At 68.8% G+C, this 26,774-nt stretch carries 24 protein-coding genes; 9 read left to right on the forward strand and 15 right to left on the reverse strand.

Annotated features, from left to right (window positions below; all coding sequences use genetic code 11):
- The first annotated feature begins 102 nt into the window (after nt 1–102).
- Nucleotides 103–777, forward strand: a complete 675-nt coding sequence (locus E7742_RS17465) for a TetR/AcrR family transcriptional regulator (RefSeq protein ID WP_137800095.1) — start codon at nt 103–105, stop codon at nt 775–777.
- On the opposite strand, the gene E7742_RS17470 is transcribed toward E7742_RS17465, so the two are convergent.
- The 6 genes from E7742_RS17470 to E7742_RS17495 all read right to left on the reverse strand — a co-directional run bounded on the left by E7742_RS17470 (nt 774) and on the right by E7742_RS17495 (nt 6,298).
- Nucleotides 774–1,424: a CoA transferase subunit B gene (locus tag E7742_RS17470; RefSeq protein WP_137800096.1), complete on the reverse strand. Its 651-nt coding sequence runs from the start codon at nt 1,422–1,424 to the stop codon at nt 774–776. The two genes, E7742_RS17465 and E7742_RS17470, sit on opposite strands and share 4 nt — an antisense overlap.
- Nucleotides 1,421–2,167: a CoA transferase subunit A gene (locus tag E7742_RS17475; RefSeq protein WP_137800097.1), complete on the reverse strand. Its 747-nt coding sequence runs from the start codon at nt 2,165–2,167 to the stop codon at nt 1,421–1,423. The genes E7742_RS17470 and E7742_RS17475 overlap by 4 nt, the downstream gene beginning before the upstream one ends.
- Nucleotides 2,164–3,348, reverse strand: coding sequence for a fumarylacetoacetase (gene fahA / locus E7742_RS17480; protein WP_137800098.1), 1,185 nt, complete (start codon nt 3,346–3,348; stop codon nt 2,164–2,166). Before fahA ends, E7742_RS17475 begins: the two co-directional genes overlap by 4 nt.
- Entirely contained in the window at nt 3,345–4,256 is a 912-nt protein-coding gene (locus tag E7742_RS17485) for a hypothetical protein (protein WP_137800099.1), read from the reverse strand. The genes fahA and E7742_RS17485 overlap by 4 nt, the downstream gene beginning before the upstream one ends.
- A complete protein-coding gene (locus tag E7742_RS17490) occupies nt 4,253–5,479 on the reverse strand; it encodes a homogentisate 1,2-dioxygenase (RefSeq protein ID WP_137800100.1) in 1,227 nt (408 codons plus the stop codon). The genes E7742_RS17485 and E7742_RS17490 overlap by 4 nt, the downstream gene beginning before the upstream one ends.
- Before the next feature lie 261 nt (nt 5,480–5,740).
- Entirely contained in the window at nt 5,741–6,298 is a 558-nt protein-coding gene (locus E7742_RS17495) for a MarR family winged helix-turn-helix transcriptional regulator (protein ID WP_137800101.1), read from the reverse strand.
- A 206-nt stretch (nt 6,299–6,504) separates the two neighbouring features.
- On the opposite strand from E7742_RS17495, the gene E7742_RS17500 reads away from it, so the two are divergent.
- The 4 genes from E7742_RS17500 to E7742_RS17515 all read left to right on the forward strand — a co-directional run bounded on the left by E7742_RS17500 (nt 6,505) and on the right by E7742_RS17515 (nt 11,967).
- A complete protein-coding gene (locus E7742_RS17500; RefSeq protein WP_137800102.1) occupies nt 6,505–7,188 on the forward strand; it encodes an IclR family transcriptional regulator in 684 nt (227 codons plus the stop codon).
- 246 nt (nt 7,189–7,434) lie between these two features.
- Nucleotides 7,435–9,741: a cytochrome P450/oxidoreductase gene (locus E7742_RS17505; protein ID WP_137800103.1), complete on the forward strand. Its 2,307-nt coding sequence runs from the start codon at nt 7,435–7,437 to the stop codon at nt 9,739–9,741.
- Nucleotides 9,742–9,784: 43 nt separating this feature from the next.
- Nucleotides 9,785–11,134: an MFS transporter gene (locus E7742_RS17510; RefSeq protein WP_254699051.1), complete on the forward strand. Its 1,350-nt coding sequence runs from the start codon at nt 9,785–9,787 to the stop codon at nt 11,132–11,134.
- A gap of 71 nt (nt 11,135–11,205) precedes the next feature.
- The gene (locus E7742_RS17515; RefSeq protein WP_137800104.1) at nt 11,206–11,967 is read left to right on the forward strand and encodes an alpha/beta fold hydrolase; all 762 of its coding nucleotides are present in this window, start codon (nt 11,206–11,208) and stop codon (nt 11,965–11,967) included.
- A 73-nt stretch (nt 11,968–12,040) separates the two neighbouring features.
- Here E7742_RS17515 and E7742_RS17520 read toward each other — a convergent pair whose 3' ends face one another.
- The 6 genes from E7742_RS17520 to E7742_RS17545 all read right to left on the reverse strand — a co-directional run bounded on the left by E7742_RS17520 (nt 12,041) and on the right by E7742_RS17545 (nt 17,597).
- Nucleotides 12,041–12,529 carry a nuclear transport factor 2 family protein gene (locus tag E7742_RS17520; protein ID WP_137800105.1) on the reverse strand — a complete coding sequence of 163 codons (489 nt, stop codon included), beginning with the start codon at nt 12,527–12,529 and terminating at the stop codon, nt 12,041–12,043.
- Nucleotides 12,530–12,597: 68 nt separating this feature from the next.
- On the reverse strand, nt 12,598–13,953 hold the full coding sequence (locus tag E7742_RS17525) for an MFS transporter (RefSeq protein ID WP_175420519.1): 1,356 nt from the start codon (nt 13,951–13,953) through the stop codon (nt 12,598–12,600).
- A 37-nt stretch (nt 13,954–13,990) separates the two neighbouring features.
- On the reverse strand, nt 13,991–15,451 hold the full coding sequence (locus E7742_RS17530) for an FAD-dependent oxidoreductase (RefSeq protein WP_137800106.1): 1,461 nt from the start codon (nt 15,449–15,451) through the stop codon (nt 13,991–13,993).
- Complete coding sequence (locus E7742_RS17535) at nt 15,448–16,245, reverse strand: SDR family NAD(P)-dependent oxidoreductase (RefSeq protein ID WP_137800107.1); 798 nt, start codon at nt 16,243–16,245, stop codon at nt 15,448–15,450. The genes E7742_RS17530 and E7742_RS17535 overlap by 4 nt, the downstream gene beginning before the upstream one ends.
- Nucleotides 16,238–17,074 carry an SDR family NAD(P)-dependent oxidoreductase gene (locus E7742_RS17540; RefSeq protein ID WP_137800108.1) on the reverse strand — a complete coding sequence of 279 codons (837 nt, stop codon included), beginning with the start codon at nt 17,072–17,074 and terminating at the stop codon, nt 16,238–16,240. Before E7742_RS17540 ends, E7742_RS17535 begins: the two co-directional genes overlap by 8 nt.
- 70 nt (nt 17,075–17,144) lie before the next feature.
- On the reverse strand, nt 17,145–17,597 hold the full coding sequence (locus tag E7742_RS17545; protein ID WP_137800109.1) for a nuclear transport factor 2 family protein: 453 nt from the start codon (nt 17,595–17,597) through the stop codon (nt 17,145–17,147).
- A 212-nt stretch (nt 17,598–17,809) separates the two neighbouring features.
- Here E7742_RS17545 and E7742_RS17550 point away from each other — a divergent pair, with 212 nt between their 5' ends.
- Both E7742_RS17550 and E7742_RS17555 read left to right on the forward strand, forming a co-directional pair.
- A complete protein-coding gene (locus E7742_RS17550; protein ID WP_441346862.1) occupies nt 17,810–18,475 on the forward strand; it encodes an IclR family transcriptional regulator in 666 nt (221 codons plus the stop codon).
- Nucleotides 18,476–18,616: 141 nt separating this feature from the next.
- Nucleotides 18,617–19,096 carry a hypothetical protein gene (locus E7742_RS17555; RefSeq protein WP_137800111.1) on the forward strand — a complete coding sequence of 160 codons (480 nt, stop codon included), beginning with the start codon at nt 18,617–18,619 and terminating at the stop codon, nt 19,094–19,096.
- Between the two features lie 78 nt (nt 19,097–19,174).
- Here E7742_RS17555 and E7742_RS17560 read toward each other — a convergent pair whose 3' ends face one another.
- The 3 genes from E7742_RS17560 to E7742_RS17570 form a co-directional block, all read right to left on the reverse strand.
- Entirely contained in the window at nt 19,175–21,094 is a 1,920-nt protein-coding gene (locus E7742_RS17560) for an FAD-dependent monooxygenase (RefSeq protein ID WP_137800112.1), read from the reverse strand.
- 3 nt (nt 21,095–21,097) lie between these two features.
- Nucleotides 21,098–22,423 carry an MFS transporter gene (locus tag E7742_RS17565; RefSeq protein ID WP_137800113.1) on the reverse strand — a complete coding sequence of 442 codons (1,326 nt, stop codon included), beginning with the start codon at nt 22,421–22,423 and terminating at the stop codon, nt 21,098–21,100.
- A 254-nt stretch (nt 22,424–22,677) separates the two neighbouring features.
- Entirely contained in the window at nt 22,678–23,628 is a 951-nt protein-coding gene (locus tag E7742_RS17570) for a LysR substrate-binding domain-containing protein (protein ID WP_137800114.1), read from the reverse strand.
- A gap of 113 nt (nt 23,629–23,741) precedes the next feature.
- On the opposite strand from E7742_RS17570, the gene E7742_RS17575 reads away from it, so the two are divergent.
- Nucleotides 23,742–25,691, forward strand: coding sequence for an acyl-CoA dehydrogenase family protein (locus tag E7742_RS17575; RefSeq protein WP_137800115.1), 1,950 nt, complete (start codon nt 23,742–23,744; stop codon nt 25,689–25,691).
- Nucleotides 25,692–25,922: 231 nt separating this feature from the next.
- The gene (locus tag E7742_RS17580; protein WP_137801280.1) at nt 25,923–26,768 is read left to right on the forward strand and encodes an alpha/beta fold hydrolase; all 846 of its coding nucleotides are present in this window, start codon (nt 25,923–25,925) and stop codon (nt 26,766–26,768) included.
- The last annotated feature ends 6 nt before the right edge of the window (nt 26,769–26,774 follow it).

Consider the following 26,774-nt stretch of genomic DNA (forward strand, 5'->3'; position numbering starts at 1 on the left):
GGTTTTGCGAACTTCCCCCGCGGACCAACATAACTCCGGGTATCTTTTTCTCGTCGGAACCACCGGTTCGGAAGCACCGGGGAAACACACGCGGGGGCGGACATGACGGACGGTCGCGAGATCAGCACGCGGCGCGAGGAACGCAAGCGCATGACGCGCGAACGTCTGCTCGACGCGAGCCGCGCGCTGTTCGCCGAGAACGGCTTCGACCAGACCACCATCGACGACATCGTCACCGCGGCCCGCGTGTCCCGCGGGACGTTCTTCAACTACTTCGAGAACAAGGACGCCGTCCTCGCTGCGCTGCACCGGACGCACATGGACAAGCTGCCGGGCATCATCGACGACCTGCTGGCCCGGGATCTCACCACCGCCGAGCGGATCCACTCGCTCTTCGACGACGTCGTCGAGGCCGCCGTCACCCTCGAGCGGTACTTCCGTGCCACCACGCGCGAACTCGATCGCGATCTCGCGACACCGGCGCAGAGCGCCGCCCGCACGGAGCGCTTCATCGTCGCGTTCGGACGGATCCTCGAGGCCGGCATCCCGCGCGGGGAGGTGCGCCGGGACTACTCGTTGCGATTCCTCTCGCAGATGGTGACCGCGGTGTACGTCACGACGATCCGGTACTGGCGCCAGGACACCGTCCGCGACATGAACGTCGAGTTCGAGCGCGCCGCCCGGTTCATCGCGGAAGCGGTCGCGCCCCCGGAGACGGGAAACCCGTCCGGCCCGATGGGGGGGAGGTTCGGGCCGGACGGGCGATCGGGGAGCTAGGCGGCGTCGCCGTCCAGCTCTACGGCCAGCTCGGTGCCGGTCGCGGACGTGATCTGTTCCACGGTGACGCCGGGCGCGAGTTCCCGCAGCACCAGGGCGTCGTCCCGTACGTCGATCACGCCGAGGTTGGTGATGATGCGCTGCACCACCGCCTTACCCGTCAGCGGCAGCGTGCACTGCTCGACGATCTTGGCGCCGCCATCGCGGTCGGTGTGTTCCATGACCACGATGACGCGCCGGGCACCGTGCACCAGATCCATGGCGCCGCCCATACCCTTGACCATCTTGCCCGGCACCATCCAGTTGGCCAGGTCGCCGTGTCGCGAGACCTGCATGCCACCCAGGACCGCGGTGTCGATGTGGCCACCGCGAATCATGCCGAACGACAACGCCGAATCGAAGAACGCGGCACCGGGGTTGACCGTCACGGTCTCCTTACCGGCGTTGATGAGGTCGGGATCGACCTCGTCCTCCGTCGGGTAGGGGCCGGTACCCAGGATGCCGTTCTCCGAATGCAGAACCACCTTCACCCCTGCGGGCAGGTAGTTCGGGATCAGGGTCGGCAACCCGATCCCCAGATTGACGTACTCGCCGTCGATCATCTCGGCCGCGGCGCGCGCGGCCATCTGCTCACGTGACCAGCTCATGCCGACACCGTCCGCTTCTCGATCCGCTTGTCCTGGATGCCGGTGTGCACCACCCGCTGCACGAACACGCCGGGCAGGTGCACCTGTGCGGGATCGAGCTCACCCGGCTCCACCAGCTTCTCGACCTGCACGATGGTGGTCCGGCCCGCCATCGCCGCCAACGGATTGAAATTCATGGCGGTCTTGGCGAACACGAGGTTGCCTTCGGTGTCGCCGATCTCGGCGTGCACCAGTGCGAAGTCCGCGACGATCGACTCCTCGAGCACGTACGTCCTGCCGCCGAACTCGCGGGTCTCCTTGGGCGGCGACGCGACCGCGACCGAGCCGTCGGCGTGGTAGCGCCACGGCAGACCGCCCTCGGACACCGGAGTGCCGACACCGGCCGGCGTGTAGAACGCCGGGATACCCGCGCCACCCGCACGCATCCGCTCGGCGAGGGTGCCCTGCGGGGTCAGCTCCACCTCCAGCTCACCCGACAGGTACTGCCGCGCGAACTCCTTGTTCTCCCCCACGTACGACGCGGTCACCCGACGGATCTGTCCGGCCGACAACAGCGTTCCCAGACCCCAGTCGTCCACACCGCAGTTGTTCGAGAACACCTCGAGTCCCGTCACACCCCGATCCGCGAGACCCGCGATGAGTTCGTTCGGGATGCCGCACAGCCCGAAACCACCCACCGCGAGCGACGATCCGTCCGCGATGTCGGCGACGGCCTCGGCGGCGGTTGCGACGACCTTGCTCATCGGGCACCACCGGTGGCGGGCAGGATGCGGGCGCGGACCTCACCGAAGCCGATGCGGCCGCCGTTCGTACCGGGCGCGGTCGCCGAGATGGAGATCTCGTCGCCGTCCTCGATGAACGTGCGCTGCTCCCCGGCCACCTCGACAGGCTCGGCGCCGCCCCAGGTCAACTCGATGAAGGCGCCTCGTTGCGCCTTCTCGGGACCCGAGATGGTGCCGGAACCGAACAGGTCCCCGGTGCTCGCCGCGGCACCGTTGACGGTGGTGTGCGCCAGCATCTGTGCTGGCGACCAGTACATCTGGGCGTAGGGCGGGCGGGAGACGACGTCGCCGTTCCACTCCACCGCGAGATCGATGTCCAGACCCCACTTCTCCTGCCCCTGCAGGTACGGCAGCGGGGTCGGATCCTGCACCGGGGTGTCGACGCGGGCAGCCTCGAGCGCGAGCAGCGGCACGACCCATGGGGAGATGGACGTCGCGAAGCTCTTGCCCAGGTTGGGCCCCAGCGGGACGTACTCCCATGCCTGGATGTCGCGCGCCGACCAGTCGTTGAGGATCACGGCGCCGAAGCAGTGCTCGGCGAACTGGTCCGGGGTGATCGAGCTGCCCATCGGCGATCCGACGCCGACGATGAAGCCCATCTCGGCCTCGATGTCCAGGCGGACCGACGGACCGAACGTGGGGGCTGCGTCGGCCGGCGCCTTGCGCTGGCCGCACGGGCGCACGATGTCGACACCCGAGACCACGACGGTGCTGGAGCGGCCGTGGTAGCCGACCGGCAGGTGCTTCCAGTTGGGCATCAGCGCAGCCGAATCCGGACGGAAGAGCCGACCGAGGTTGGTGGCGTGGTTCTCCGACGCGTAGAAGTCGACGTAGTCCGCGACCGTGATCGGCAGGTGCATCGTGACCTCGTCGACCGCGAAGACCGCATCGTCGGCGAGTTCGCCGGTCACCAGCTCCGTGAGCCGGGCACGGACCTCGACCCAGCGGTCCCGGCCCTGGGCCATGAACGCGTTGAGCGTCGGCTGGGCGAAGATGTCGTCGCCGAGCACCTTCGCGAGATCGACGACGCTGTCGCCGACGCGCACGCCGACCCGCGGGCCCGCATCGGCGGTCGAGAACACGCCGTACGGCAGGTTGTCGGTACCGAACAGGGAATCGGCAGGAATCGAGATGACGGTCATGCGCGGCTTCCTTCGTCGATCGAGTTGGAATCCACCGAACCCGTAGGCGCGGAGGGCTCGGTGGATGCTGAGGGCACCAGTCCGAGGCCGACCAGTTCGGTCAGCGGGTCACTGATGCTGCAGGTGCCGAAGGACATGAAGTTCGCGCGCAGCGCCTCCACTTCCTCGGCCGACAGCCCGTTCAATCGGTCTGCCAGGCGCTTCCCGTCCCGGTCCGCCAGTGTCGACGCGATCTCGTCGACACCCGCGCCGCCGGCGGCCCGGTGGGCCGCCAGCATGACGTTGAGGAAGCCGTGCTGTTCGAATCCGGTGTCCGGGTCCGTGTTCCGCACCGCGTGGTGCAGGCCGGCCGTCGCCTTGAACCGCACGCCCGCGCCGACGACGGCGTGGATGGCGGCGGCGAGCTCGGCCTCGTCCGGGTACGCGGTGGCGACGACGCCGCCGGTCCGGAACTTCGCGGCGTACGCCGTCCCGGCGAGCCGGGCGAGGATCTCGGGACGGCGCTCGTCGCGCGGGACCTCGACGAAGATGTCCACTCCCGGTGCAGCCGAGGCGATCTCGTCGAGAGCCGCGAGCAGGGCATCCGGCGTCTGCCCCTCGGCGACGGCGATCTCCATCGCCACGAGCTTCACGCCGTCGATCGAACGCAGCTGCGCGAGCGCCGCAGGCACCGCGTCGGTGCCGGCAGGCACGGTGAGGCTCAGGTCGAGCTCACCGTCCTGCTCCGCGACGATGGCGGGCAGTTCACCCAGGCGCGGCGCCGGGAACACGAACGGACCCACCAGTGCGGCGTGCGCGCTGCGCTCGTGCGCGAGGTGCGCCGGGACCGCGGTGTCCATCGGTGCGTTGCCCGGAGGGAACAGCGCCGCGTCGTCGCACAGACCGGTCAGCAACGGAGAGATGGTCACTTGCTCGGCCCCCGCCCGGACTGCGTCGAAGCCGGCCCACGCCCGGACCAGGACCACGCGTAGCCCTCGTCCTCGCACGCCAGCGCGCCCTCACCGAGCTCGAGCGGACGGAAGGTGTCGACCATGACCGCCAGCTCGTCGAAGAACTCGACACCGATGCTGCGCTCGTACGCGCCCGGCTGCGGACCGTGGGCGTGGCCGCCGGGATGGATCGAGATCGAGCCCTGCCCGATGCCCGAGCCCTTGCGGGCCTCGTAGTCGCCGCCGCAGTAGAACATGATCTCGTCGGAGTCCACGTTGGAGTGGTAGTACGGCACCGGAATCGACAGCGGGTGGTAGTCGACCTTGCGCGGCACGAAGTTGCAGATGACGAAGTTGTTGCCCTCGAACGCCTGGTGCGCCGGTGGCGGCTGGTGCACGCGACCGGTGATGGGCTCGTAGTCGGAGATGTTGAAGGTGTACGGGTACAGGCAGCCGTCCCACCCGACGACGTCGAACGGGTGGTTCGGGTACACCATGCGGGTGCCGACGATCGCGCCGCCGGCACGGTGCTTGACGAGCACCTCGACGTCGGTGCCCTCCGCGAGGAGCGGCTCCGCGGGGCCGTGCAGGTCGCGTTCACAGAACGGCGCGTGCTCGAGGAACTGCCCGAACTTCGACAGGTAGCGCTTGGGCGGCACGATGTGGCTGTTCGCCTCGATCGCATACGCGCGCAACGGTTCCGAACCCTGTGGCACCCAGCGGTGGGTGGTCGACATCGGGATCAGGACGTAGTCGCCCTGGCGGGCGCGGAGCGCACCGAACACGGTCTCGACGATCGCCTCGCCGGACTCGACGTACACCATCTCGTCACCGAGCGAGTTGCGGTACAGCGGCGATTCCTTGGCGGAGACGACGTACGAGATCCGCACGTCGGCGTTGCCGAGGATCAGCCGGCGTCCGGTGACCACGTCGGTCTCGGCCCAGATCTCTTCGGGGAAGAGGTCGTGCAGCTTCAGGTGTCGCGGCTTGAGCGGATGGTTCGGCGTGGTCGTCTGGTCGCGCAGCTCCCACACGGTCGCGTCGACGATGGCCGACGGGATGTGGCGGTGGTACAGCAGCGACGAGTCGGAGGAGAAGCCCTCCTCGCCCATCAGCTCCTCGAAATAGAGCCGGCCGTCGGAGTCCCGATGCTGGGTGTGACGCTTCGGCGGGATGTTGCCGAGCTGACGGTAGAACGCCATGGCCGGGCCTCCTGGTGTGCTCGCGCCCGTTCACGGGCTGTGGTTGTCACCGTCGGCGGAACAGCAGCGCGGCGTGATCGTCACGGCCGCCGGTCCCTCTCCGCGGTTAGTAAACAGATTAACTAGTTCGGGCGCGTGAGCGCAACCACACGGGCGGGATTCGTCACGCCCGTCCCCCGGGTGGTGCGCACTTGTCGCGTCGAGCCGCCCGCCCACCCTGCGTCGTGCGCACTCGTCGCGCGGAAACGGGTCCCGGCGAGGTCAGTTGCGGCCGCGGACGTCGAACTGGCTGCGATTGGTGATGAGCTTGTCGAGCAGCATGACGAGGATGTGCTGTTCAGCTTCGGTGAGCACACTCGCCCATGCGTACTCACGCTCGTTGTGCTCACGGTAGGTCGCGGCCATCTCGGCGCGGCCCTTCTCGGTGAGCGACAGCTGTACCGAGCGCCCGTCGTGGGCGTCGGGAGTGCGCTCGAGCAGCCCGGCGGCCTCCAGCGTCTTCGTCAGATTCGAGACCGCGGCCCGGCTCATGCCGGTGAGCTTGGCGGCGCTCTTGGGTTCGATCGGGCCGGCCAGCCACGTCACGAACATCAGCCGGAATGCCGACCACGACAGCCCCCGGGGCCGGTGCACCGACGACTCCAGGTCGTAGGTGACGACGTTGGCCGCCCGGTTGAGCGTGAGCAACACCTGGGTGGCCAGCTGATGAGTGGAGCCGAACTCGGTACTCAGCCGCCTGCTGGCGAGATCGATGAACGACCAGAAGTCGAGCGAGCCGGGCGTCACCGACTCCTCCACCGCACCGTGCCCGTCGTCCATGCGCCCCACACTATCGCGGCTCACGGCACCCGGGCGCCGGCCCGACGGTCCTGGATAACTCACGCAAATAGTATATCTGTGAACTATCTTCCCGCTGCCCCCTCGCCGCCCCCGGGAGCCGATGTCCGCTGGGTCGCCGGGCGTTGGCCCTCGCGCGGGGAGAGTCTGTACAAAGGATTGAAACCCCGGACCCGCGAAGGACACCCATGAGCACACTGCAGACCCTGGACCGCGGGCTGCGTGCGCTCGACATCGTGGCGCAGTCGCCGTCCGGCATCTCGGTGGCCGATCTGGCCCGGGAGCTCGATGTCCACCGCGCCATCTGTTACCGCATCGTCGCGACACTCGAGGACCACTCGCTGGTGGCGCGCACCGCCGACGGCCGGATCCGGCTGGGCGTGGCGGCCGCGGTGCTCGCGTCCCGCTTCGAGCCCCAGTTCGCCGGTGACGTCCAGCCGGTGCTCCACGCCCTCGCCGACGAGACGCGCGCGACGGCGTTCGTCTCCGCAGCTCAGGGCCAGAACTGCGTCGTGATCATGGTAGCCGAGCCGGAGGGCACGCTGCTGCGCGTGGGTTACCGGGTCGGCAGCAGCCATCCGATCGACCGCGGCGCGGCCGGCATCGCGATCCTGGCGCTGCGCCCCGAGTCGCCGTCCGACTCCGACGTCGTTCGCCAGGCCCGCGCCGACGGCTACAGCCTCACCCGCGGACAGCTCGAACACGGCGCGGTGGGCATCGCGTCGGGCATCGCGCTCCCGCAGGGCTTCGGCTCGAGCGCGGGTCTCGAACGCAGTGTCGGTGTGGTCGCGATCGACGGCCTCGACACCGAGCGCGCCGCGGACGCCGTCAAGCGCACCGCGCGCGAGATCGAACACCTCATCAGCGTCTGACGCTCCCCCGGGCGTCCGCGCACGTGTCGCGCGAACCCGCGCGGGAAGGGCGCGAATCGCGGTGCCGGGCTCGGCGATCCGCCCTGTACCCCTACCTCCGGACCGACCGGAGGTCTCGTTATCCGATCCGCACTTGACCGTGAATGTGACCGCCCTTACTCTGTCACGAGTTCGCTCACCGCTACACGGTGTGCGTTATTAGTAACTTCGCAGCTCAGCGTAGATCGACAAACGGAGATGCCAGTCATGAGCGCATGCCCTATCGACCACTCGGCCCTGCAGTCCACGGGCTGCCCGGTTTCCGCGAATGCCGCCGCCTTCGATCCGTTCACCGGCCCCTACCAGGTGGACCCGGCGGCGTCGCTGCGCTGGTCGCGCGACGAGGAGCCGGTGTTCTTCAGCCCCGAGATCGGCTACTGGGTGGTGACCCGGTACGAGGACGTCAAGGCCGTCTTCCGGGACAACATCCTGTTCTCGCCCTCGATCGCACTCGAGAAGATCACCCCGGTCTCGGACGAGGCGACCGCGACGCTGGCGAAGTACGACTACGCGATGTCGCGCACCCTCGTGAACGAGGACGAGCCCGCGCACATGCCCCGGCGTCGGGCGCTGATGGACCCGTTCACGCCCAAGGAACTGGTCCACCACGAGCCGATGGTTCGCCGCCTCACCCGCGAGTACGTCGACCGCTTCGTCGAGTCCGGCAAGGCCGACCTGGTCGACGAGATGTTGTGGGAGGTCCCCCTCACCGTCGCGCTGCACTTCCTCGGCGTGCCGGAGGAGGACATGGACGAGCTGCGCAGCTACTCGATCGCGCACACCGTCAACACGTGGGGACGGCCCGCGGTCGAGGAGCAGGTCGCGGTCGCCGAGGCGGTCGGCAAGTTCTGGCAGTACGCCGGTCAGGTGCTCGACAAGATGCGCAAGGACCCGTCCGGGCACGGCTGGATGCCGTACGGCATCCGGGTCCAGCAGGAACATCCAGACGTCGTCACCGACTCGTACCTGCACTCGATAATGATGGCGGGAATCGTTGCGGCACACGAGACCACCGCCAATGCGTCGGCCAACGCCTTCCGTCTGCTGCTGGAGAACCGCAGCGTGTGGGAGGAGATCTGCGCCGATCCGAGCCTGATCCCGAACGCCGTCGAGGAGTGCCTGCGCCACTCGGGCTCGGTGGCCGCGTGGCGCCGCCTCGTCACCGCCGACACCACGATCGGCGGCATCGACATCCCCGAGGGCTCCAAGCTGTTGATCGTCACGTCGTCCGCGAACCACGACGAGCGCCACTTCGAGGGCGCCGACGACTTCGACATCCGCCGCGAGAACTCCAGCGACCACCTGACGTTCGGGTACGGCAGCCACCAGTGCATGGGCAAGAACCTCGCCCGCATGGAGATGCAGATCTTCCTCGAGGAGTTCACCAAGCGGCTCCCGCACATGGAACTGGTCCCCGATCAAGAGTTCACCTACCTGCCCAACACGTCGTTCCGAGGTCCGGATCACGTGTGGGTGCAGTGGGATCCGGAGAAGAACCCCGAGCGCTCCGACCCGTCGATCCTCGACGATCGCCGGCCGGTGAAGATCGGGGAGCCGTCGAAGACCAACATCTCGCGGACCGTGACGGTGGACGCGCTCACCACCGCCGCCGACGGTGTCCTGCGCGTGCGACTGGCCGATCCGTCGGGCAAGGCGCTGCCACGGTGGACTCCCGGCTCGCACATCGACGTCGAACTGGGTGACCTGTCGCGGCAGTACTCGCTGTGCAGTGACCCGAACGACTTGTCGCACTACGAGATCGCGGTGCTCGAGGAGCCCGAGAGCCGCGGCGGTTCCCGCTACGTGCACCGCACGCTGCAGGTCGGGCACACGCTGAAGATGCGCGGACCGCGCAACCACTTCAAGCTCGACGCGGAGGCTCGGCGCTACATCTTCGTGGCGGGCGGCATCGGCGTCACGCCGATCGTCGCGATGGCCGATCACGCCAAGGCCACCGGCAAGGACTACGAGATCCATTACTGCGGACGCGATGTCACGACGATGGCACTGCTCGACCGCCTCACCGCCGACCACGGCGACAAGCTCACGGTGCACGCGGCCGCGGCGGGCGACCGCCTCGACATCGCGGCCCTGCTCGCGACGCCGACTCCCGGCACCCAGATCTACTCGTGCGGTCCGGAGCGTCTGCTCACCGCGCTCGAGGACGCGACCGCGCACTGGCCCGAGGAATCCCTGCACGTCGAGCACTTCACGTCCAACCTGGCCACGCTCGACCCGGCCGACGAGCACGCGTTCGAGGTGGAGCTGCGCGACTCCGGGCTGACCATCGAGGTGGCCGCCGACCAGACGGTGCTCGACGCCCTGCGCGCGTCGAACATCGACATCCAGAGCGACTGCGAGGAGGGGCTGTGCGGATCGTGCGAAGCCCCCGTCCTCGACGGCGAGGTCGATCACCGCGACATGGTGCTCACCAAAACCGAACGGGCTCAGAACAAGACGATGATGACCTGCTGCTCGCGTGCGTGCGGCAAGAAGATCACCCTCGCGCTCTGACCCCTCTCCCCTCCCCCTTCTCCAGCACCCGAAAGGATCCGTCATGGGATCACCGACCGTCACCGGGGCCGACGTGCCGCCGGGCCAGAGCGTGACCGATCAGCCACCCAAGTCCAGCTTCAAGCGTGTCCTCACCGGCAGCATGGCCGGGGCCGTGCTCGAGTGGTACGACTTCGCCATCTACGGCATCCTTGCCGCGACCGTTCTCGGTCCGCTGTTCTTCCCCGGCGACGACGGTGTCGCCAAGCTGCTGCTGGCCCTGGCCACTCAGGGCCTCGGCTTCGTCGCCCGCCCGCTCGGCGGCATCGTCTTCGGGCACCTCGGTGACAAGTTCGGCCGCAAGCCGATGCTGGTCGCCACGTTCCTCATGCTGGGCACCGCGACCGCGGCGATCGGCCTGCTGCCGACGTACGACCAGATCGGCATCTGGGCGACGGTGCTGCTGGTGGTGCTGCGCATGATCCAGGGCTTCGCACTGGGTGGCGAGTTCGGCGCCGCGGTGCTGCTGGTCAGCGAGTACGGCGAGCCGAAGAAGCGTGGCTTCTGGGCGTCCTGGCCGCAGGCCGGTGCACCCATGGGCACCGTCCTGGCCACCGTCGTGGTGTCGGTGATCGGCCTGTTCCTCTCCGACGAGGCGTTCGACCAGTGGGGTTGGCGCGCCGCCTTCCTGTTCGCGATCCCGCTGCTGATCATCGGTTTCTGGGTGCGCCGCGGCGTCGAGGAGTCCCCGGTCTTCAAGGCCGCGCAGGAGAAGGCCGCGGCCGCCCCGGTGGCAGAGGAGCGGTCGTCGATCCTCCAGGCACTCTCGCGGCCGCGTGCCGTCCTCACCGGCCTGGGCATGCGCCTCGGTGAGAACATCGCGTTCTACGTGTACACGGTCTTCGTCATCGCCTACGCGACCACGTACTTCGACTTCCACCGCGGCGACATCATCATGGCCGTGACCTTCGCGTCGCTGTTCCAGTTCGTCGGCATGATCGGCGGCGGCGCGTGGTCCGACCGCGTAGGCCGCAAGACCGCGATGCTGGTGCCCGCGATCGTCCTGGTGGTGTGGGCGCCGGTGTTCTTCTGGCTGGTACAGCTCGAGAGCCTGCCGATGCTGTGGATCGGTGTGTGCGTGGGCGCGTTCTTCCACGGCATGCTCGCCGGCCCGGAGGCCGCGTGGATCACCGAGCTGTTCCCGACGCGGTACCGCTACGCCGGATCGTCGCTGGTCTTCCAGGGATCGTCGATCATCGCCGGCGCCCCGGCCCCCTTCATCGCCGTGTGGCTCATCGAGAACTTCGGTGTCGGTATGGTGGTCGGCTACCTGGTGATCACGATGGCGATCACGGTGATCGCCCTCGCCTTCAGCCGGGAGACCAAGGGCGTCGAGCTCGACGACGTCGCATGAGCCGAAGGGTCCCTTCATGCGCGGTCAGCGCGTGCAGGGACCCTTCAGCCGACCAGGTGAGGAGCACTCGAATGGCAATCGCGCACAAGGTCGTCGGGCACGGTCCCGTCAGGGTGATCGCGCTGCACGGCTGGTTCGGAACCGCGGAGGGCTGGGGCATGCTGCCCGAGCTGATCGACCCCGACGTCTACACCTACGCGCTGCTCGACTACCGCGGCTACGGCGCCCGCAAGGACGAGCCGGGCGAGTTCACGCTCGCAGAGATCTCGGCCGACACGCTCACCCTCGCCGACGAGCTCGGCTGGGACCGTTTCGCGCTCGTCGGCCACTCGATGGGCGGTGCCGCCGCGCTGCGCGTGCTGACGGACGCCGCCCATCGCGTGACCGCACTGATCGGTGTCAGCCCCGTACCGGCGTCCGGGGTGCCGTTCGACGCGGACAGCGAGGCGCTGTTCTCCGGAGCCGAGGACGAGGACGACAACCGGTACGCGATCCTCGACTTCACGACCGGCAGCCGCCAGTCGCCGTACTGGCTCCGCCGGATGACGCAGTTCTCGGTGAACGAGTCGATCCGGCCGGCGGTCGGTGGGTACCTGCGGGCGTGGGCCGGGGCGGATTTCGCCGCGGATCTGCCACAGACCACCATCCCGATCGCCACGATCGTCGGCGAGCACGATCCGGCGCTGGGCGCGGAGACGATGAAGGCCACGTGGCTCGAACAGTTGCCACAATGCGAGCTCGACGTCCTCGCGAACGCCGGGCATTACGCGATGTTCGAGGCGCCGGTCGCGCTCGCCACCAGCCTCGACCGGGTGCTGTCCCGGCTGCAGTGACCGAACGACGAGAGCGCCGGCATCCTCCGATGTCGGCGCTCTCGTCGTTCGTGGACCCGGAAGTGGCCTTCGGTCAGGGCTTTCCGGTGAACACGGGGTCCTCGGGGGACCGCCGCGATCGCACCCAGGAGGGGGACAGGGTGTCCACGATCTCGTCGGTCACGGACTCGTCGAACACGACGATGCGGTCCGCGATCCGCCACTGCCCGTCGCGGCGCTCGAAGCGGTCGACGTAACGGCACTTGACGGTGGCGCGCGACTGCGGACCGCCCGGGACCGCGGGCGCCTGCCGCAGGTAGCACAGGCAGTACGACTCGACGTTCGCCGTGTCGCCGTCGAGGTCGATCAACACGTTGGTGATGAAGTGCAGCGACGAGTCGATCGTGGCGTGCCGGGACTTCATGTCCTCGATCAGGCCGTCCACGGTGCCGACGTAGCCGCCGTGGTTGTCGATCGCGTCGGGGAAGTAGCAGTCCGCGACCCGTCGGAAGTCCTTGCGGTCCACCGCGCGTGCGTAGCGGTAGAGGACCTCGGTGATCTCCTGCTTGTCGTCGAGCGACATGTGCATCTCTCTTCTCGTACGAACGGGGCCCTGCCGGTGGCGACACCGGCAGGGCCCGACGGGACGGATCAGTCGACGCGGAGCTCGATGCCCTTGGTCTCCTTGACGAAGAAGATCGCCCCGAGGGTGAGCAGCGCGCAGAAGACGAAGTAGTACGACGGCGCGAGGTTGTCGCCGGTGACGTCGATCAGCCACGTGGCGATGAACGGAGCGGTACCACCGAGCGCCATGTTGGTGATGTTGTTGCCGAGCGCGAGACCGCTGTAGCGGACCGACGCCTTGAGCATCTCGACATACGTCACGTAGGACGCACCGTTGACCACCGACACCGCGATGAACAGCACCGACTGCCCGACGACCGCCTGCCAGATGCTGCCACCCGCCATGAGCATGAACATCGGGACACCCAGCACGACGGCGGCGACGGTGCCGCTGAACAGCACGGGCTTGCGGCCGTAGCGGTCGGCCAGGTAACCGGCGATCGGGAGCGTGATGACACCCAGGACCAGGGCCAGCGACGTGGACAGGAAGGCGACGGTGGACGACTGCCCGCCGGCCTTCTGCAGGTAGGTCGCGGCGTACACCGAGGCGATGTAGTAGCCGCCCGTGATGAGTGCGCCCAGGAAGATGATCTTCACCAGCGACCCGCCCGAGCTGCGGAGCAGTTCCTTGACCGGGACCTTCGCGGTCTCCCCCTTGTCCTCGAGCTCCTTGAACTGCGGGGTGTCCTCCATGTGGTTACGGATCCAGATGCCGACCACACCGATGACGACGCTGAGCAGGAACGGGATGCGCCACGCCCACGACAGGATCTGGTCCTCCGTGAACACCGAGGTCAGACCGAGCGCCACCAGCGATGCGACGAGCGAACCGAGGTAGGTGCCCGAGTTGACCATCGAGGTCTGGAATGCGCGCCACTCGGCCGGCGCGGACTCCGAGACGAACGCGTTGGCGCCGCCCAGTTCGCCGCCGGCCGCGAAGCCCTGCAGGCAGCGGGCCAGCACCAGGATCGCCGTCGCCCAGAGGCCGAGCGTGACGTACGTCGGCATCAGGCCCATCGCCGCGGTCGCGACGACCATCAGCAGAATCGTCCAGGACAGGGCGTTCTTGCGGCCGTACTTGTCGCCGATGTGACCGAAGAAGATGCCGCCGGGCACCCGGAGGAAGAACGCGACCGCGAACGTCGCGAACGTGCCGAGCAACGCGGCGGTGTCGTCGCCGGACACGAAGAACAGCGACGCGATGATGGTCGCCATGTAGCCGTAGATGCCGAAGTCGTAGTACTCGACGACGGTGCCCACGATGGCCGCGCGCACCACCTTGACGGTGGACTGCTTCGGCGGGGTCTGTGTCTGCACGGGATCCGGTCCTCGGGTGGGCTCGGGGTTACGAACCGCGGGCGCCGCAATGTCGTTCGTTGGCATGGATGGTCCTTTGTAAATATCTGGCACGCACCAGGTGTCAGATTCCTGCGGTTGTCAGTGCCGTCGATGTGGTCGACTCGCCGCGTGCGGTGCGCGCGGCATTGGTTCCGGCGATCCGGCCCATCGTGAGGGCGTTCGCCACGGCGTTGCCGCCGCCCACGTACCGGAGTCCGAGGATGCCGGCTCCGGCCTCGCCGGCCGCGAACAACCCGGCGACGGGACGACCGGTCCGGTCCAGGACGGATGCATGGCCGTCGATCTCGACACCGGCGTGGGTGCAGACGAGTTCGGCGGGCAGCAACCGCGCGGCGTAGAACGGTCCCTTGTCGATCGGGTCCGGGTGCGCGGTGGAGCCCTTGTTCGCGAGGGTGCGATGGCGCAGGAAGTCGTCGTCGACCCCGTTCGGGAGCTGGTCGTTCCACCGCCCGACGGCCGCCTCGAGCGCCTCGCCGGGCACGCCCATCGCGTCGGCCAGGTGGGCGAGCGAGTCCGCTCGGAGCGTGCGTCCGGACTCGGCTTCGTCGAGTACCCGCTCCGGAGCCCAATCAGTGTATCCCACAGGAAGATTCGCTCGGGCCCTTTCGTCGAACACCACCCAGGCGCCGCCCGGCTGGGCGTCGATGATCCCGGTGGAGACCGCGTACGACGCGTCCTCGTCCATGAACCGCCGGCCGTCGCCGTTGACGTAGATCCGCGACTTGGGCGGGAAGCCGGACTGCCAGTGGTGGAACCGTTGGAAGTACACCGTCGGGAGCATCAGCCCCCAGCCCTCGCCGGTGACGGCCGCGCCGACCTGCTCGCCGAACGCCAGGTGATCGCCCTGGCTGCCGGGCGCGGCCACGACGAAGAGGGAATCTCCGCCCCGGTTCGCGAACGGGTACAGCCGGTCGACCAGCTCCTTGTTCTGCGCGAACCCGCCGCTGGCGATCACGACCGCGGCCGCCCGGACGTCGATGTCGTCGGCCACCACGCCCACGACTCGGCCGTCCTCGACGAGCAGCGACTGCACGCGGGTGTTCAGGACCACCTCGACGCCCCGATCGCGGCGAGCCTTGTCGAGCACCTGGACCAGCCCGTAGCCCTGATCCTTGGGCACGTGTCCGCGCCAGACGTCCTCGACACCGGCCTGGGCCAGGCCCGGCATGTGCGCGTTCGCGGACTCGCGTGCGGGGATCTCCACGCCCAGACCGATGAGCCATTCCAGCGTCGGGCCGGCGTTCTCGCAGAACGCCCGGACCAGACCCGGCTTGAGCATCCAGTGGTTGAGGTCCATGTAGTGCTGGAAGAACTTCTCGGCGGTGTCCTCGATGCCGAGCCCGCGCTGGACGCTGGTGCCGGCCGCGGTGAACAGGCCGGCCGACAGCTGCGTCGACCCGCCCAGTTCGGTCTGCGACTCGAACAGCAGCACCGACGCGCCCTGCTCGGCTGCGGAGACCGCCGCCGCGAGCCCCGCCCCGCCGCCACCGATGACGACGACGTCCCAGTTGTCTTCACTCATGAGAGGACTCCTCCCGTCTCGGCGAGGATGCGGTGGTACAGCCCGTTGGACACCAGGCCGCCGTCGACCGTCACCTCACTGCCGTTCATGTACGTGGACCGGCCGGACAGCAGGAACAACACCGCGTTCGTGATCTCGTCGACGGTGCCCATGCGTCCGGCCGGGATGCTGCGGAGTGAGGCCTCGACGAAGGCGTCCGCTCCCCCGACCAGAGCGGTGCCCACCAGCCCGGGATGGACGGAGTTCACCCGGATGCCCCACTGCGCGAACTGTCCGGCCGCCGACTTCGACAGCCCGGTCAGCCCCCACTTGCTCGATGCGTAGGCCGGCGAGAAGTAGCCGACCTGGCCGGAGATCGACGAGATGTTCACGATCGATCCGCCGCCGCTCTCCCGCATCAGTGGTGCGGCGGCCTTCATCCCGTAGAACGGTCCGAACAGGTTGATCCGCATGGTCAGTTCCCAGACGTCGTCCGGGGTGTCCATGAACTCGCGGCGGCGGCTGATGCCGGCGTTGTTGACCAGACCGCCGAGTTCGCCCTTCTCGGAGCGGATCTCGTCGATCACGCGCGCCCAGGCGGCGGAGTCGGCGACGTCCAGGTCGTGCGCCGACGCGCTGCCCCCGGCGGCCTCGATCTCGGCCATGACCGCGGAAGTGTCCGCGACGTCGGCGACGCACACGTGCACGCCCCGTGTGGCCAGCGCCTTCGCATGGCCCGCGCCCATGCCGCCGGCGGCTCCGGTGACCAGGACGACGTTCGGGTAGCCGATCACTTCGGACGTCGACTCAGACATGGCGCGAACCACCGTCGACGGCGATGGAGTGGCCGGTGACGTAGCGGGCGCTGTCCGAGAGCAGGAACAGCAGCGGCCCGAAGACCTCCTCCGGCGACCCGAGGCGGTGCAGCGGCACCACGTTCAGTGCGTGCTCGAGCGCGGCGGGATCCTCGCGAACCCAGCGGGTCATCTCGGTGTCGATGTAGCCGGGAGCGATCGCGTTGACGCGAATACCCTTGTCGCCCAGCTCCACCGCGAGCGACTCGGTGAGGTGCGCGACGGCCGCCTTGGACGTGCAGTACGCGCCGCGGCCTCGGCGGATGCGCAGTGCCGACACCGACGACATGTTGACGATCGCGCCGCCCGGCGCCATGTGGCGGGAGGCGGCCTGTGCACCGAACAGCACACCTTCGACGTTGACGTCGAGCACCGCGGCGATCTGCTCGGGGGAGATCTCGTCCACCAGCGCGAACGGGAAGATGCCCGCGTTGTTGATCCAGAAGTCGATGTGGCCGAACTCCTTCAGCGCGACCTGAGCGACGGCCTCGTGCTCGGCGGCCTGGGTGACGTCGATGCGGGCACCGACGACGCGGCCGGGGGTCTCGGCCAGCGAACTCGCCGCCAGGGCGGTGTTGATCTCGTCCGCGGTGGCCGTCATCTGCTCTTCGTTGATGTCGGCGCCGACGACGTTGACGCCGCGGCTGGCGAGACCGGCGGCGAAGGCCGCGCCCATGCCCCGGGCGGCGCCGGTGACGACGGCGACCTTGCCCGCCATCTCCGGGTACAGGGCCGTCATCTGCGACGCGTCGGTGCGGCCCGGGTTCTGGGTGTCAGCGGTTTCGGTCATGATCGGGTGTTCCTCCAAAAGCAATGCTCTGCAAAAGAATCGGGGTGATCGTCTGTCGAGTCCCGAGGTGTCAGGACTGCGGGGCCTGATCGTCCCGGCGGACGGTGCGGTGCACGATGCGCCACTGCCCGTCCTCTCGCACCACGCGGTCGGTGACGGTGGTGAATCGCACGAGGCGGGATTCCCGACCGATCCGGGTCGCGACGATCTGCAGGTAGGCATGGACCTCGAGTACGTCGTCGCCGACACGGTCGACGGCGATGTTGGTGAGCACGTGCCGGTGCGCCTCGCCCGCGACGGCCGCGTTCGCGAAGAACCCACGCGCGAACTCGGTGAGGGCCGCCGTTCCCACGACCGGCGCCGGGTAACTCGGCGAGTGGAACTCGCCGTCGGCGGTGAACGTGGCCGCCCACTCGTCCGCGTGCCCCTCGTCGATGAGGTGGCTCTGCCGGCCGTAGAGCTGATGGATCTCCACGAACACGGTTGCGTCCGGACGGGCGCTGCCTGCGATGCCGGTTCCCATGAAACGAACTCCTAGATCACTCTCCGACGCCTTCCGGTCGGATTGCCGCCACCTTCAGAGTGTGCGATAATCGAACGCGTAGTGCGATTAAGAAGAAGAGTAGGTGTCTCGCCTCACACGCGTCAAGGGAGGGATCCATGGCATCGGTCGGTTCCGATGAACGGATGAACGAAAGTCCTGGGACAACGGGCGGTATCCAGCTGGATTCCCGGATGTCGAAAACGCTGCACAACGGCCTCGAGATCCTCGAGTTGCTGACGCAGCACAAGTACGGTCTGACGATCACCGAGATCGGCGAGGGCATCGGCGTGCACCGCACGGTCGCGGACCGCCTCGTGCGCACCCTCGAGGCGCACCGCCTGTGCCGGCGCACCGAGAACAAGCGCATCCTGCTGGGCGCGGGACTGGTCACGCTCGCGGGGTCGGTGGAGCAGGATCTGCGGGAGCTGGCCCGCCCCATCCTCGAGGACCTGGCCGACACGGTGGAGGCGACCGCCCACCTCGCGGTGCGTGAGGGCGAGGACGCGGTTCGCGCACTCATGGTCATCGAGCCGCGGAACTCGCGCGCCCACGTGGGGTTCAACGCCGGTCAGGTGGATCCGATCAACCGGGGATCGGCCGGTCTGGCGATGCTCGCCGCCCTGCCGCCCCGCGAGGGCGAACGCCCGGAGGTCACGCGCGCCCGCGAGCGCGGCTTCGCGGTGACGTCCGGGGAGGTGACTCATTCGGTGACGGGCATCTCCGCCGCCCTGCCGAACCGCCGGCCTACGGACCTCGTCAGCATCGGCGTCTCGGTGTTCGACTCGTCGGACGAGCAGAAGCTGGGCGAGGCCGTCATGGCGGCCGCCCGCAGGTTGGGTGCGCTGCTACTGCGCTGAGACTCCCGTGCGGCCACCCGTCGAGCTGTGGCCATCGCTGCCGGAGAGATGCACGATGGAGATGACGAGAGAGTGCGCCGGAACGCTGCCCGCCTGCGAGCACCGGCCCGGCGTGACGCCCCGGTTGGCAAGGAAGGTGTCATGACCACCATTCATCTCCATCAGACGACCACCGCGACGCCCGAGCAGTTCGTCGCCGGCCTCACCGATTTCGGCCCGGGACGGCAGGAGTTGTTCGGCAACAGCGCGGACAGCTACCTGCAGGTCCATCACCAGGGTCCGCACGACGCCGATGTCACGGAGGGCTCGAGTGGCATCTGGGAACGCCTGCACTACGACTGGACCGACCCGCACCAGGTGGTGCTGACGACCACCGACTCCAACCTGTGGGGCGGCGCATCGGGGCACACGTACACCCTCACGCAGAACGCCACGGGTGGAACCGACGTGGACGCGGTGGTGGTCCGCGACGGCAAGAACTTCAAGGGACGAATGCTCGCGACCGCGCTGGGGGTCATCGGAAGTCGTTTCCTGGGAAGGCAGTTCAAGAAGACCGTCGAGGCGATCGAGGCGCGGGGCGACGGCCCCCGGAACCCGGACACACCGACGCCCGAGGCGTGACTCGTCCGTACCCGACGACCCTCGCCGACACGGCCGGGGCAGGCGGCGTGTGCCGCCCGGCCCCGACCGCGGTTGGGTTCAGCCGATGGTGGTCGCGTTCTCGTCCGCCGGGACGGTGAGCGAGGGGTCCGCGGCGGCCGCGATGGCCTCCTCGAACTCACGCTGCCCCACCTGGGATCCGAGCACCAGGGCGAGCCGGGCCAGGAAGCCCTCGCGGTCGTCCTCCGTCACCTGATCGAGTGCGTCCGACAGGCCCATCCACACGTTCTCACGACGCAGCTCGGCCGGGTCGACGGCCGGGCCGCTGTCGACCGCGGCGCTCGCGCCGGTGGGCGCGTCGCCCAGCGACAGGTGACGGACCACGTCGTCGATGCGGCCGACGCCGTCGATGCGACACAGCAGCAGGCCGTCGGGGCGGACCACGAACACCTCACCGTCCCGCGCGCCGAACGCGGCCACGAGCTGACCGTCGGTGTCGGGGACGACCGCGACGGCCGCGTCCGACATGTCGGACGTGTCGCTGCCGATCAGGATCGCGCGCACCGACTCCGGTGCCAGCGCGCCACCGAGCGCGGCGGCCGCGGCGGCCAGCGCGGTGGCGTCGACGTTCACACCCAGTACCGCGAAACCGGTGCCGCGCAGCAGGTTCAGTGACGTCTCGACGCCGTCGGCGGTGACCACGCGACGGTCCTCGACGGGATCGCCCGCCGCGACTCCCGACGCGTCGGCCGGGGTGGGCCACGTGAGCGGGGAGATCCGCGCGTTGGTGGCGCTCGACTGGCGCGGGTTGATGAGGTGGCTGAACTCCGGGCGGGTGACCGACAGCGCGAGGATCGCGTCCCGAGTGGTCAGATAGCCGTGGCTGCCGGGCGACATGATGAGCGTGCTCTTGCCGGCGTTCGCGACGTTCTGGCGCCACGCGTCGTGACGTTCCACCGAGTACGCCTGCAGGATCTTCTCGTCGGCGTTGCCGTGGATGACCGCGGCCAGCTGCCACGCGAGGGTCTCGGCGTCCTCCATGCCCGAGTTCAGGCCGCGGACACCGAAGATCGGCACCAGGTGGGCGGCATCGCCCGCGAACAGCAGACGGCCGTGCGTGAAGTCGGGCAGCGCGAGCGCGCGGGCACTGTAGAAGCCGTGCCACTCGAGCGTCCACGGCAGATCGTTCTGCAACCACTCGAGGTGCTTGGTGATGCGATCGCGGATGCGGTCTTCCTGCGTCTCGATCTCGGCGTCCTCGGACGGGTCGAGCTGGTAGTCGATGCGCCAGATGTTCTTGGGCTGCTTGTGCATGATGATCGTCGAGCCGGGATTGCTCGGCGGGTCGAACCAGACCATGCGCTCGGCGGGCAGTTCCGACTCCCAGTGGATGTCGGCGATGACGTAGCGGCCGTCGTAGTTGTTGCCCTGCAGGCGAAGACCGGCCAGCTCGCGCATGCGACTGCGGCCACCGTCTGCGGCCACCACCCAGCGGGCACGCAGGTGCCGCTTGCCGGCGGCGCAGTCGACCTCGAGGGTGACCTCGTCGTCGGCGCGCAGCACGCCGGCGATGCTCGCGGACCAGTGCAGCGTGATGAGGGGATTCGCCTCGATGGCGTCGACCATGATCTGCTCGAACTCCGACTGCGAGACGTTGATCATGGGCGGGCGGACGTCGTGCTCGGCGTTGCGCATCTGGAAGTGCAGCACCTGCTGGTCGCGGTAGAAGCTGCGACCGCCGACCCACGGCAGCACGATCTTCTCGAGCTCGGCGCCGAAGCCGAGGCGGGCGGCCGCCTCGAGGCTGTGGCGGGAGATGCAGATCGCGCGGCTACCGAACGACACCTGGTCGGCAGCCTCGAGGATCGTGACGGGGATGCCGCGCTGCGCGAGACCGAGGGCGACGGCCATGCCGACGGGACCGGCGCCGACGATGACGACCGGGAGGGTCTCGTCGGCGGGCGTCATCGATTCGAACGCCGACGCCGGGTACTTCTTGGGCTGGTAGTAGGTCGACATGATTTACACGGCTTCCTGCAGGGACGGACGGGAGGACTGGGTACCGGGAACCTTCAGCAAGAGGATGCTGGCCAGGCTGATCAGCGCGATCAGCACGAAGTAGCCGGTGATCGCGAACGACGTGTCGAAGCTTGCGTACAGCGCGGTGGCGATGATCGGCGCGAGGCCGCCGCCGAGGATGGCCCCGATCTGGTAGCCGAGCGAGGCGCCCGAGTAACGGATCGCGGGCGGGAACAGCTCCGCGAACAGCGCCGACTGCGGGCCCGCGCAGCATCCGAGCGTGAAGCCGAGCCCGATCATCGCGACGAGCATGACGGGCAGCACGGCGGTGTCCATGAGCGGGAAGAACACGGCCGCGGCGATCACCAGCGCGATCGAGCTGCGCACGTAGACGGTGCGGCGGCCCAGGGTGTCGGACTTCCAGGCGCTGAAGGCCATTCCGGCCATCCAGAACGGGCACGATCCGATCAGCAGGAACAGCATCGTGGTCTTGCTGAAGCCGAGCTCCGTCTCGCCGTACTTGAGGACATAGACCATGTACGCGTACGCGATGCCGTTGGTGGCGATGAACGTGCCGCCGGCCAGCAGGACGGTCTTCCAGTGCTTGGTGAGGACCTCCATGATCGGCAGCTTGTCCGGCTGCTGGTGGTCCTTGGACTCCTGGAACTCGCTGCTCTCCTCGAGTCCGAGTCGGATCCACATCGCGACCAGCACCAGGACTGCGCTGAGCAGGAACGGAATACGCCAGCCCCACGCCTTGAACGTCTCGTCACTCATGAACGCCGTCAGCGGCAGGTAGACGAGGTTCGCGACGAGGACACCGGCCGGCACGCCGATCTGCGGCGCCGCCCCGTACAGGCCCTTGCGGCCTGCGGGGGCGTTCTCGGTGGCGACCAGTACCGCGCCGCCCCACTCGCCGCCGACGCCGAGGCCCTGCACGAAGCGCAGCGTCACCAGGAGGATGGGGGCGAAGACGCCGATCGCGTCGTAGTTGGGGAGCACACCGATGCCGACCGTGGCGACACCCATGAGCAGCAACGAAATGACGAGCATCGACTTGCGGCCCACCCGGTCACCGAAGTGGCCCATGACGACGCCGCCGATGGGACGGGCGATGAAGCCGACCGCGAGCGTCGCGAAGGACGCCAGCGTGCCGGCCAGATCGGAGGAGTTCGGGAAGAACTGGTGACCGAGTACCAGCGCGGCAGCCGTGCCGTAGATGAAGAAGTCGTACCACTCGATCGCGGTACCGACGAAGCTGCCCAGCGCGGCCTTGCGGGCCTTGCGGTGCAACTCCTGCGGCGGAGCCGCAGCCATGGTTGCCGTCATGGTTCGGGTGCCTTTCAACTCTGGAGGTGTGCAGGGACGAAACCCACCTGCACACGTGCCGACGAAGCGGCCTGCAGCACATCTTGACCTGGATCACATCGCGTGAAAAGCGCAAGAAAGCGGGATGAATCTGCAGAAATTCCGAGGTTTGGCGGTCGGAAGACACGCACGCCCGGGTAGCGGACCCGCCGCCCCGAATCCTGCCCCGTTCCGGACCGATTGTCCCGTGTGACAGTGGCGACACCGATGGCCTTTCAGTGGGCTGCGACATCCCCTGCGATGTCGTCCGCGGCGTCCCCGTCGACGGCGAAGTCGACGAACGCGCGCGCGGTTCGGCTGAGGAGCGCGTCCTGTGACCACACGAGCAGGATGTCGACCTCCGGCACCGGCGGTTCCACCTCCGGGCGGACGACCACGCCGAGCCCCTCGTAGGTGACATCGAGCTGCGGCCGCTGGATCAGCAGGGTCCAGCCGAAGCCGCGGCCGACGAGCGCGCGGGCGGTCTCGAAGTTCTTGGGACGGAAACGCACGTGCGGTGTGAAACCGGCGCGGCTGCACATCTGCAGCGCGTGGAACGAGCTGGGCGGAGCATCGAGCAACACCATCGGCTCGTCGGCCAGTTCGGCGAGCTCGACGACCGGTGCGTCGGCCAGACGATGGTCGGCGGGGAGCAGGATGGCGGGCTGCCGGGTGTCCATCCGGGCACGCCGCAGTGCCGGGGACAGGTCCAGGTCGTAGACGATCGCGAGGTCCAGTTCGCCCGACACGAGTCGCCCCTCGAGCCGGTCCTGGGTGTCCTCGACGAAGTCGACCGTGACCCGCGGATGCAGCTGGTTGAAGTCGTACAGCAGCCGCGGCAGCAGCGTCGGTCCGAGCGACGAGTAGCAGCCGATCGCCAGCGGACCGGTGAGCACGCCCTCGGCGCCGGATGCCTCGGCGGCCAGGTCGCCGGCCTGCTCGAGCAGCGCCTTGGCCCGGACCAGCACCCGTTCGCCCGTCGGAGTGAGCTGCACTCCGTGCGCCCGGCGGCGCACGCACAGCTGCGACTTGAGTCCGCGTTCGAGTTCGGTGATCGCGAGCGAGACCGCGGATTGCGAGACGTGCAGCCGATCGGCCGCGGCCCGGATGGTGCCGGTCTCGGCGACGGCGACGAAAACGAACAGCTGACGCATCGTGTACGCCGGCGGCCTTGCCGAGCTGACCATGGTTACCTCCGGGCATCGATTCTCGCACGGGTTCCCCAAACCACGTTCGAGGGGAATACTCGCCAGTAGCTTGTTCGCTAGGTTCTCCGAGCGCTCTCTTCGAGGAGGCGGACATGGTCGCACCGACCGAGGTGACGGAAGAACAGGCGCGAGAAGTCGCCGAGGAAGCCCGCGAGAGTGGCTGGGACAAACCCTCCTTCGCCAAGGAGCTGTTCCTGGGCCGCTTCCGGCTCGACCTCGTCCACCCCTTCCCCAGACCGGACACGACCGAGGCGACGCGCACCAGCGAGTTCGTCTCCGACCTCGAGCAGTACTGCCGCGGACTCGACGGTTCGGTGATCGAGCGCGACGCCCGCATCCCCGACGACTACGTCACCGGTCTCGCCGAACTCGGGTGCTTCGGCCTCAAGGTTCCGGTCGAGTACGGCGGGCTGGGTCTGTCCCAGGTCGCCTACAACCGGGCGCTCATGGTGGTGTCGTCGGTGCACCCGAGCCTGGGCGCGTTGCTGTCGGCGCACCAGTCCATCGGCGTGCCGGAACCGCTGAAGCTCGCCGGTACCGAGGAGCAGAAGCGAAAGTTCCTGCCGCGCTGCGCGAAAGGGGCCATCTCGGCCTTCCTGCTGACCGAACCGGACGTAGGGTCCGACCCGGCCCGGCTGGCGTCCACCGCGGTCCCGACCGAGGACGGCTCCGCGTACCTGCTCGACGGCGTAAAGCTGTGGACCACCAACGGCGTCGTGGCCGAACTGCTGGTGGTGATGGCGCGCGTGCCGCGCCGCGAGGGCGGGCGCGGCGGCATCAGCGCGTTCGTGGTGGAGGCCGACTCCCCCGGCATCACCGTCGAACGCCGCAACGCGTTCATGGGGTTGCGCGGAATCGAGAACGGCGTCACCCGCCTGAACCGGGTGCGCGTCCCGGCCGAGAACCTGATCGGCCGCGAGGGCGACGGCCTCAAGATCGCCTTGACCACACTCAACGCCGGCCGGCTGGCGATCCCGGCGATGTGCGCCGCGGCGGGCAAATGGTCGCTGAAGATCGCGCGTGAATGGGCGGCCGAGCGTGTGCAGTGGGGCAAACCCGTCGGCGAGCACGGCGCGGTCGCCGCGCAGATCTCGTCCATGGCGGCCACCACCTTCGCGCTCGACGCTGTGCTGGAACTGGCCGGGCGGTTGGCCGACGAGGGGCGCAACGACATCCGGATCGAGGCGGCGCTGGCCAAGCTGTGGTCGAGCGAGATGGCGTGGCGCATCGCCGACGACCTCGTCCAGATCCGCGGCGGTCGCGGCTACGAGACGGCCGCGTCGCTCGCCGCGCGCGGAGAGCGCGCGGTGCCCGCCGAACAGTTGCTCCGCGACCTGCGGATCAACCGGATATTCGAGGGCTCGAGCGAGATCATGCGATTGCTCATCGCCCGCGAGGCCGTCGACGCGCACCTGGCGGCGGCGGGCGATCTGGCCGATCCCGGCGCCGACCTGCCGCACAAGGCCAGGGCGGCCCTGGGTGCCAGCGGCTTCTACGCCAGGTGGTTGCCGCACCTCGTGTCCGGCAAGGGGCAGCTCCCCACCTCGTACAGCGAGTTCGGGACGCTGGCAACGCATCTGCGCTTCGTCGAGCGCAGTTCCCGGAAGCTGGCGCGGTCGACGTTCTACGGGATGGCACGCTGGCAGGCCGCGATGGAGAAACACCAATCGTTCCTGGGCCGGGTCGTCGACATCGGTGCCGAGTTGTTCGCGATGTCCGCGGCCTGTGTGCGCGCCGACATGGAACGCACCGACGACCCCGTGCGCGGCGGTGGTGCCGTCGATCTCGCCGACACGTTCTGCCGGCAGTCCCGGCTGCGGATCGAGCGGTTGTTCGCCGCGCTGTGGGAGAACACCGACGAGACCGACCGGCGGGTCGCGGCCGGTGTCCTAGGCGGTGAGTACACGTGGCTCGAGGACGGGGTGCTCGATCCGTCCGAGGGCACCGGCCCGTGGATCGCGTCCTGGACGCCCGGTCCGTCCACGGAGGAGAACGTGGCGCGGCGGGTTCCGACCACGACCGCCGAGGAAGCCACCACCTAGCGCGCGTTCGGCGCCGCCCGGACCTGCGAGAGCGCTTCTCGCAGGTATTCCGAGAGTGTGCGCGGTCTCCGTGGACACAACCGAGCGCCGTCGACCTGTTCGCTCCGGTGAGCCCGAGCCCGATGATTTTCCGCTCCGTGCGGGGTCTCTCTGTGCAGGGCCGCGTCTGCGGACAGGGCACCGACCGGGTGGTACCGACGATGACGAGGGGGAGCTCCTGTGACACAGGTGATGGAAACGATCGACGCCAACGGCGTCACACTCGGGGTGGAGCACTTCGGGGACGCGAGGGCACCGCTGATTCTGCTCGTGGGCGGAACCACCATGCTCTCGTGGCCTGACGCCCTGTGCGCCGCTCTCGCCGGCGGTGGGCACCACGTCGTGCGGTACGACCTGCGCGATTGTGGGGCGTCGACCACTGTCGATCCCGAGAAGCCGGCCTACACCCTCCGCGACCTGGCCTCGGACGCGGCGGCGCTCGCCCACGAGCTCGACTCGAGGCCGGCGCATCTGGCGGGCATCGGTGTCGGCGGAATGGTGGCCCAGGTCGCGGCGCTCGATCATGCGAACGCTTTCGGCGCACTCACGCTCGTCGGAACGCGGCCCGTCGCTCCGGGTCCGGTCGACGACGATCTGCCCGACCATGACGACGCAACCATGGGCCGGCTGTTCTCACATCCGATGCCGGACTGGTCCGACCGCGCCGCCGTGGCGGAATTCGCCGCCGCCGGCGCCGAGATCCTCGGCGACGACCCCGCCGCGGCGCGCGTGAGCGCCGAACGCATCTGGGACCGCGCGCAGAGCACCGAGCCCGCGATCCAGATGGCGAACCATCTGGGAATGGTGTTCTCCAAGCTCGACTGCGCACCGCGCTGGCGCGAACGCCTACCCGAGCTCACTATCCCCGCACTGGTGGTGCACGGCAGGCACGATCGGTTCTTTCCCGCCGGCAACGGCGAGGCGTGCGCACGAGAGATCCCCGGCGCCCGGCTACTCGTGCTCGAAAACGCAGCGACCGCGATTCCCGCGGCGGCTACCGATGAGGTGGCGGCCGCGATGCTCTCCCTGGGGCGGTGATACCGC

The organism is Rhodococcus sp. SGAir0479, assembly GCF_005484805.1.
GTDB lineage: Bacteria > Actinomycetota > Actinomycetes > Mycobacteriales > Mycobacteriaceae > Prescottella.

Bases quoted from the DNA above. Each gene is read 5' to 3' on its own strand.
- E7742_RS17465 (WP_137800095.1), top strand. From the start codon at position 103: ATGACGGACGGTCGCGAGATCAGCACGCGGCGCGAGGAACGCAAGCGC.
- E7742_RS17470 (WP_137800096.1), bottom strand. From the start codon at position 1,424: ATGAGCTGGTCACGTGAGCAGATGGCCGCGCGCGCCGCGGCCGAGATG.
- E7742_RS17475 (WP_137800097.1), bottom strand. From the start codon at position 2,167: ATGAGCAAGGTCGTCGCAACCGCCGCCGAGGCCGTCGCCGACATCGCG.
- fahA (WP_137800098.1), bottom strand. From the start codon at position 3,348: ATGACCGTCATCTCGATTCCTGCCGATTCCCTGTTCGGTACCGACAAC.
- E7742_RS17490 (WP_137800100.1), bottom strand. From the start codon at position 5,479: ATGGCGTTCTACCGTCAGCTCGGCAACATCCCGCCGAAGCGTCACACC.
- E7742_RS17495 (WP_137800101.1), bottom strand. From the start codon at position 6,298: ATGGACGACGGGCACGGTGCGGTGGAGGAGTCGGTGACGCCCGGCTCG.
- E7742_RS17500 (WP_137800102.1), top strand. From the start codon at position 6,505: ATGAGCACACTGCAGACCCTGGACCGCGGGCTGCGTGCGCTCGACATC.
- E7742_RS17505 (WP_137800103.1), top strand. From the start codon at position 7,435: ATGAGCGCATGCCCTATCGACCACTCGGCCCTGCAGTCCACGGGCTGC.
- E7742_RS17510 (WP_254699051.1), top strand. From the start codon at position 9,785: ATGGGATCACCGACCGTCACCGGGGCCGACGTGCCGCCGGGCCAGAGC.
- E7742_RS17515 (WP_137800104.1), top strand. From the start codon at position 11,206: ATGGCAATCGCGCACAAGGTCGTCGGGCACGGTCCCGTCAGGGTGATC.
- E7742_RS17520 (WP_137800105.1), bottom strand. From the start codon at position 12,529: ATGTCGCTCGACGACAAGCAGGAGATCACCGAGGTCCTCTACCGCTAC.
- E7742_RS17525 (WP_175420519.1), bottom strand. From the start codon at position 13,953: ATGCCAACGAACGACATTGCGGCGCCCGCGGTTCGTAACCCCGAGCCC.
- E7742_RS17530 (WP_137800106.1), bottom strand. From the start codon at position 15,451: ATGAGTGAAGACAACTGGGACGTCGTCGTCATCGGTGGCGGCGGGGCG.
- E7742_RS17535 (WP_137800107.1), bottom strand. From the start codon at position 16,245: ATGTCTGAGTCGACGTCCGAAGTGATCGGCTACCCGAACGTCGTCCTG.
- E7742_RS17540 (WP_137800108.1), bottom strand. From the start codon at position 17,074: ATGACCGAAACCGCTGACACCCAGAACCCGGGCCGCACCGACGCGTCG.
- E7742_RS17545 (WP_137800109.1), bottom strand. From the start codon at position 17,597: ATGGGAACCGGCATCGCAGGCAGCGCCCGTCCGGACGCAACCGTGTTC.
- E7742_RS17550 (WP_441346862.1), top strand. From the start codon at position 17,810: ATGTCGAAAACGCTGCACAACGGCCTCGAGATCCTCGAGTTGCTGACG.
- E7742_RS17555 (WP_137800111.1), top strand. From the start codon at position 18,617: ATGACCACCATTCATCTCCATCAGACGACCACCGCGACGCCCGAGCAG.
- E7742_RS17560 (WP_137800112.1), bottom strand. From the start codon at position 21,094: ATGTCGACCTACTACCAGCCCAAGAAGTACCCGGCGTCGGCGTTCGAA.
- E7742_RS17565 (WP_137800113.1), bottom strand. From the start codon at position 22,423: ATGACGGCAACCATGGCTGCGGCTCCGCCGCAGGAGTTGCACCGCAAG.
- E7742_RS17570 (WP_137800114.1), bottom strand. From the start codon at position 23,628: ATGGTCAGCTCGGCAAGGCCGCCGGCGTACACGATGCGTCAGCTGTTC.
- E7742_RS17575 (WP_137800115.1), top strand. From the start codon at position 23,742: ATGGTCGCACCGACCGAGGTGACGGAAGAACAGGCGCGAGAAGTCGCC.
- E7742_RS17580 (WP_137801280.1), top strand. From the start codon at position 25,923: ATGGAAACGATCGACGCCAACGGCGTCACACTCGGGGTGGAGCACTTC.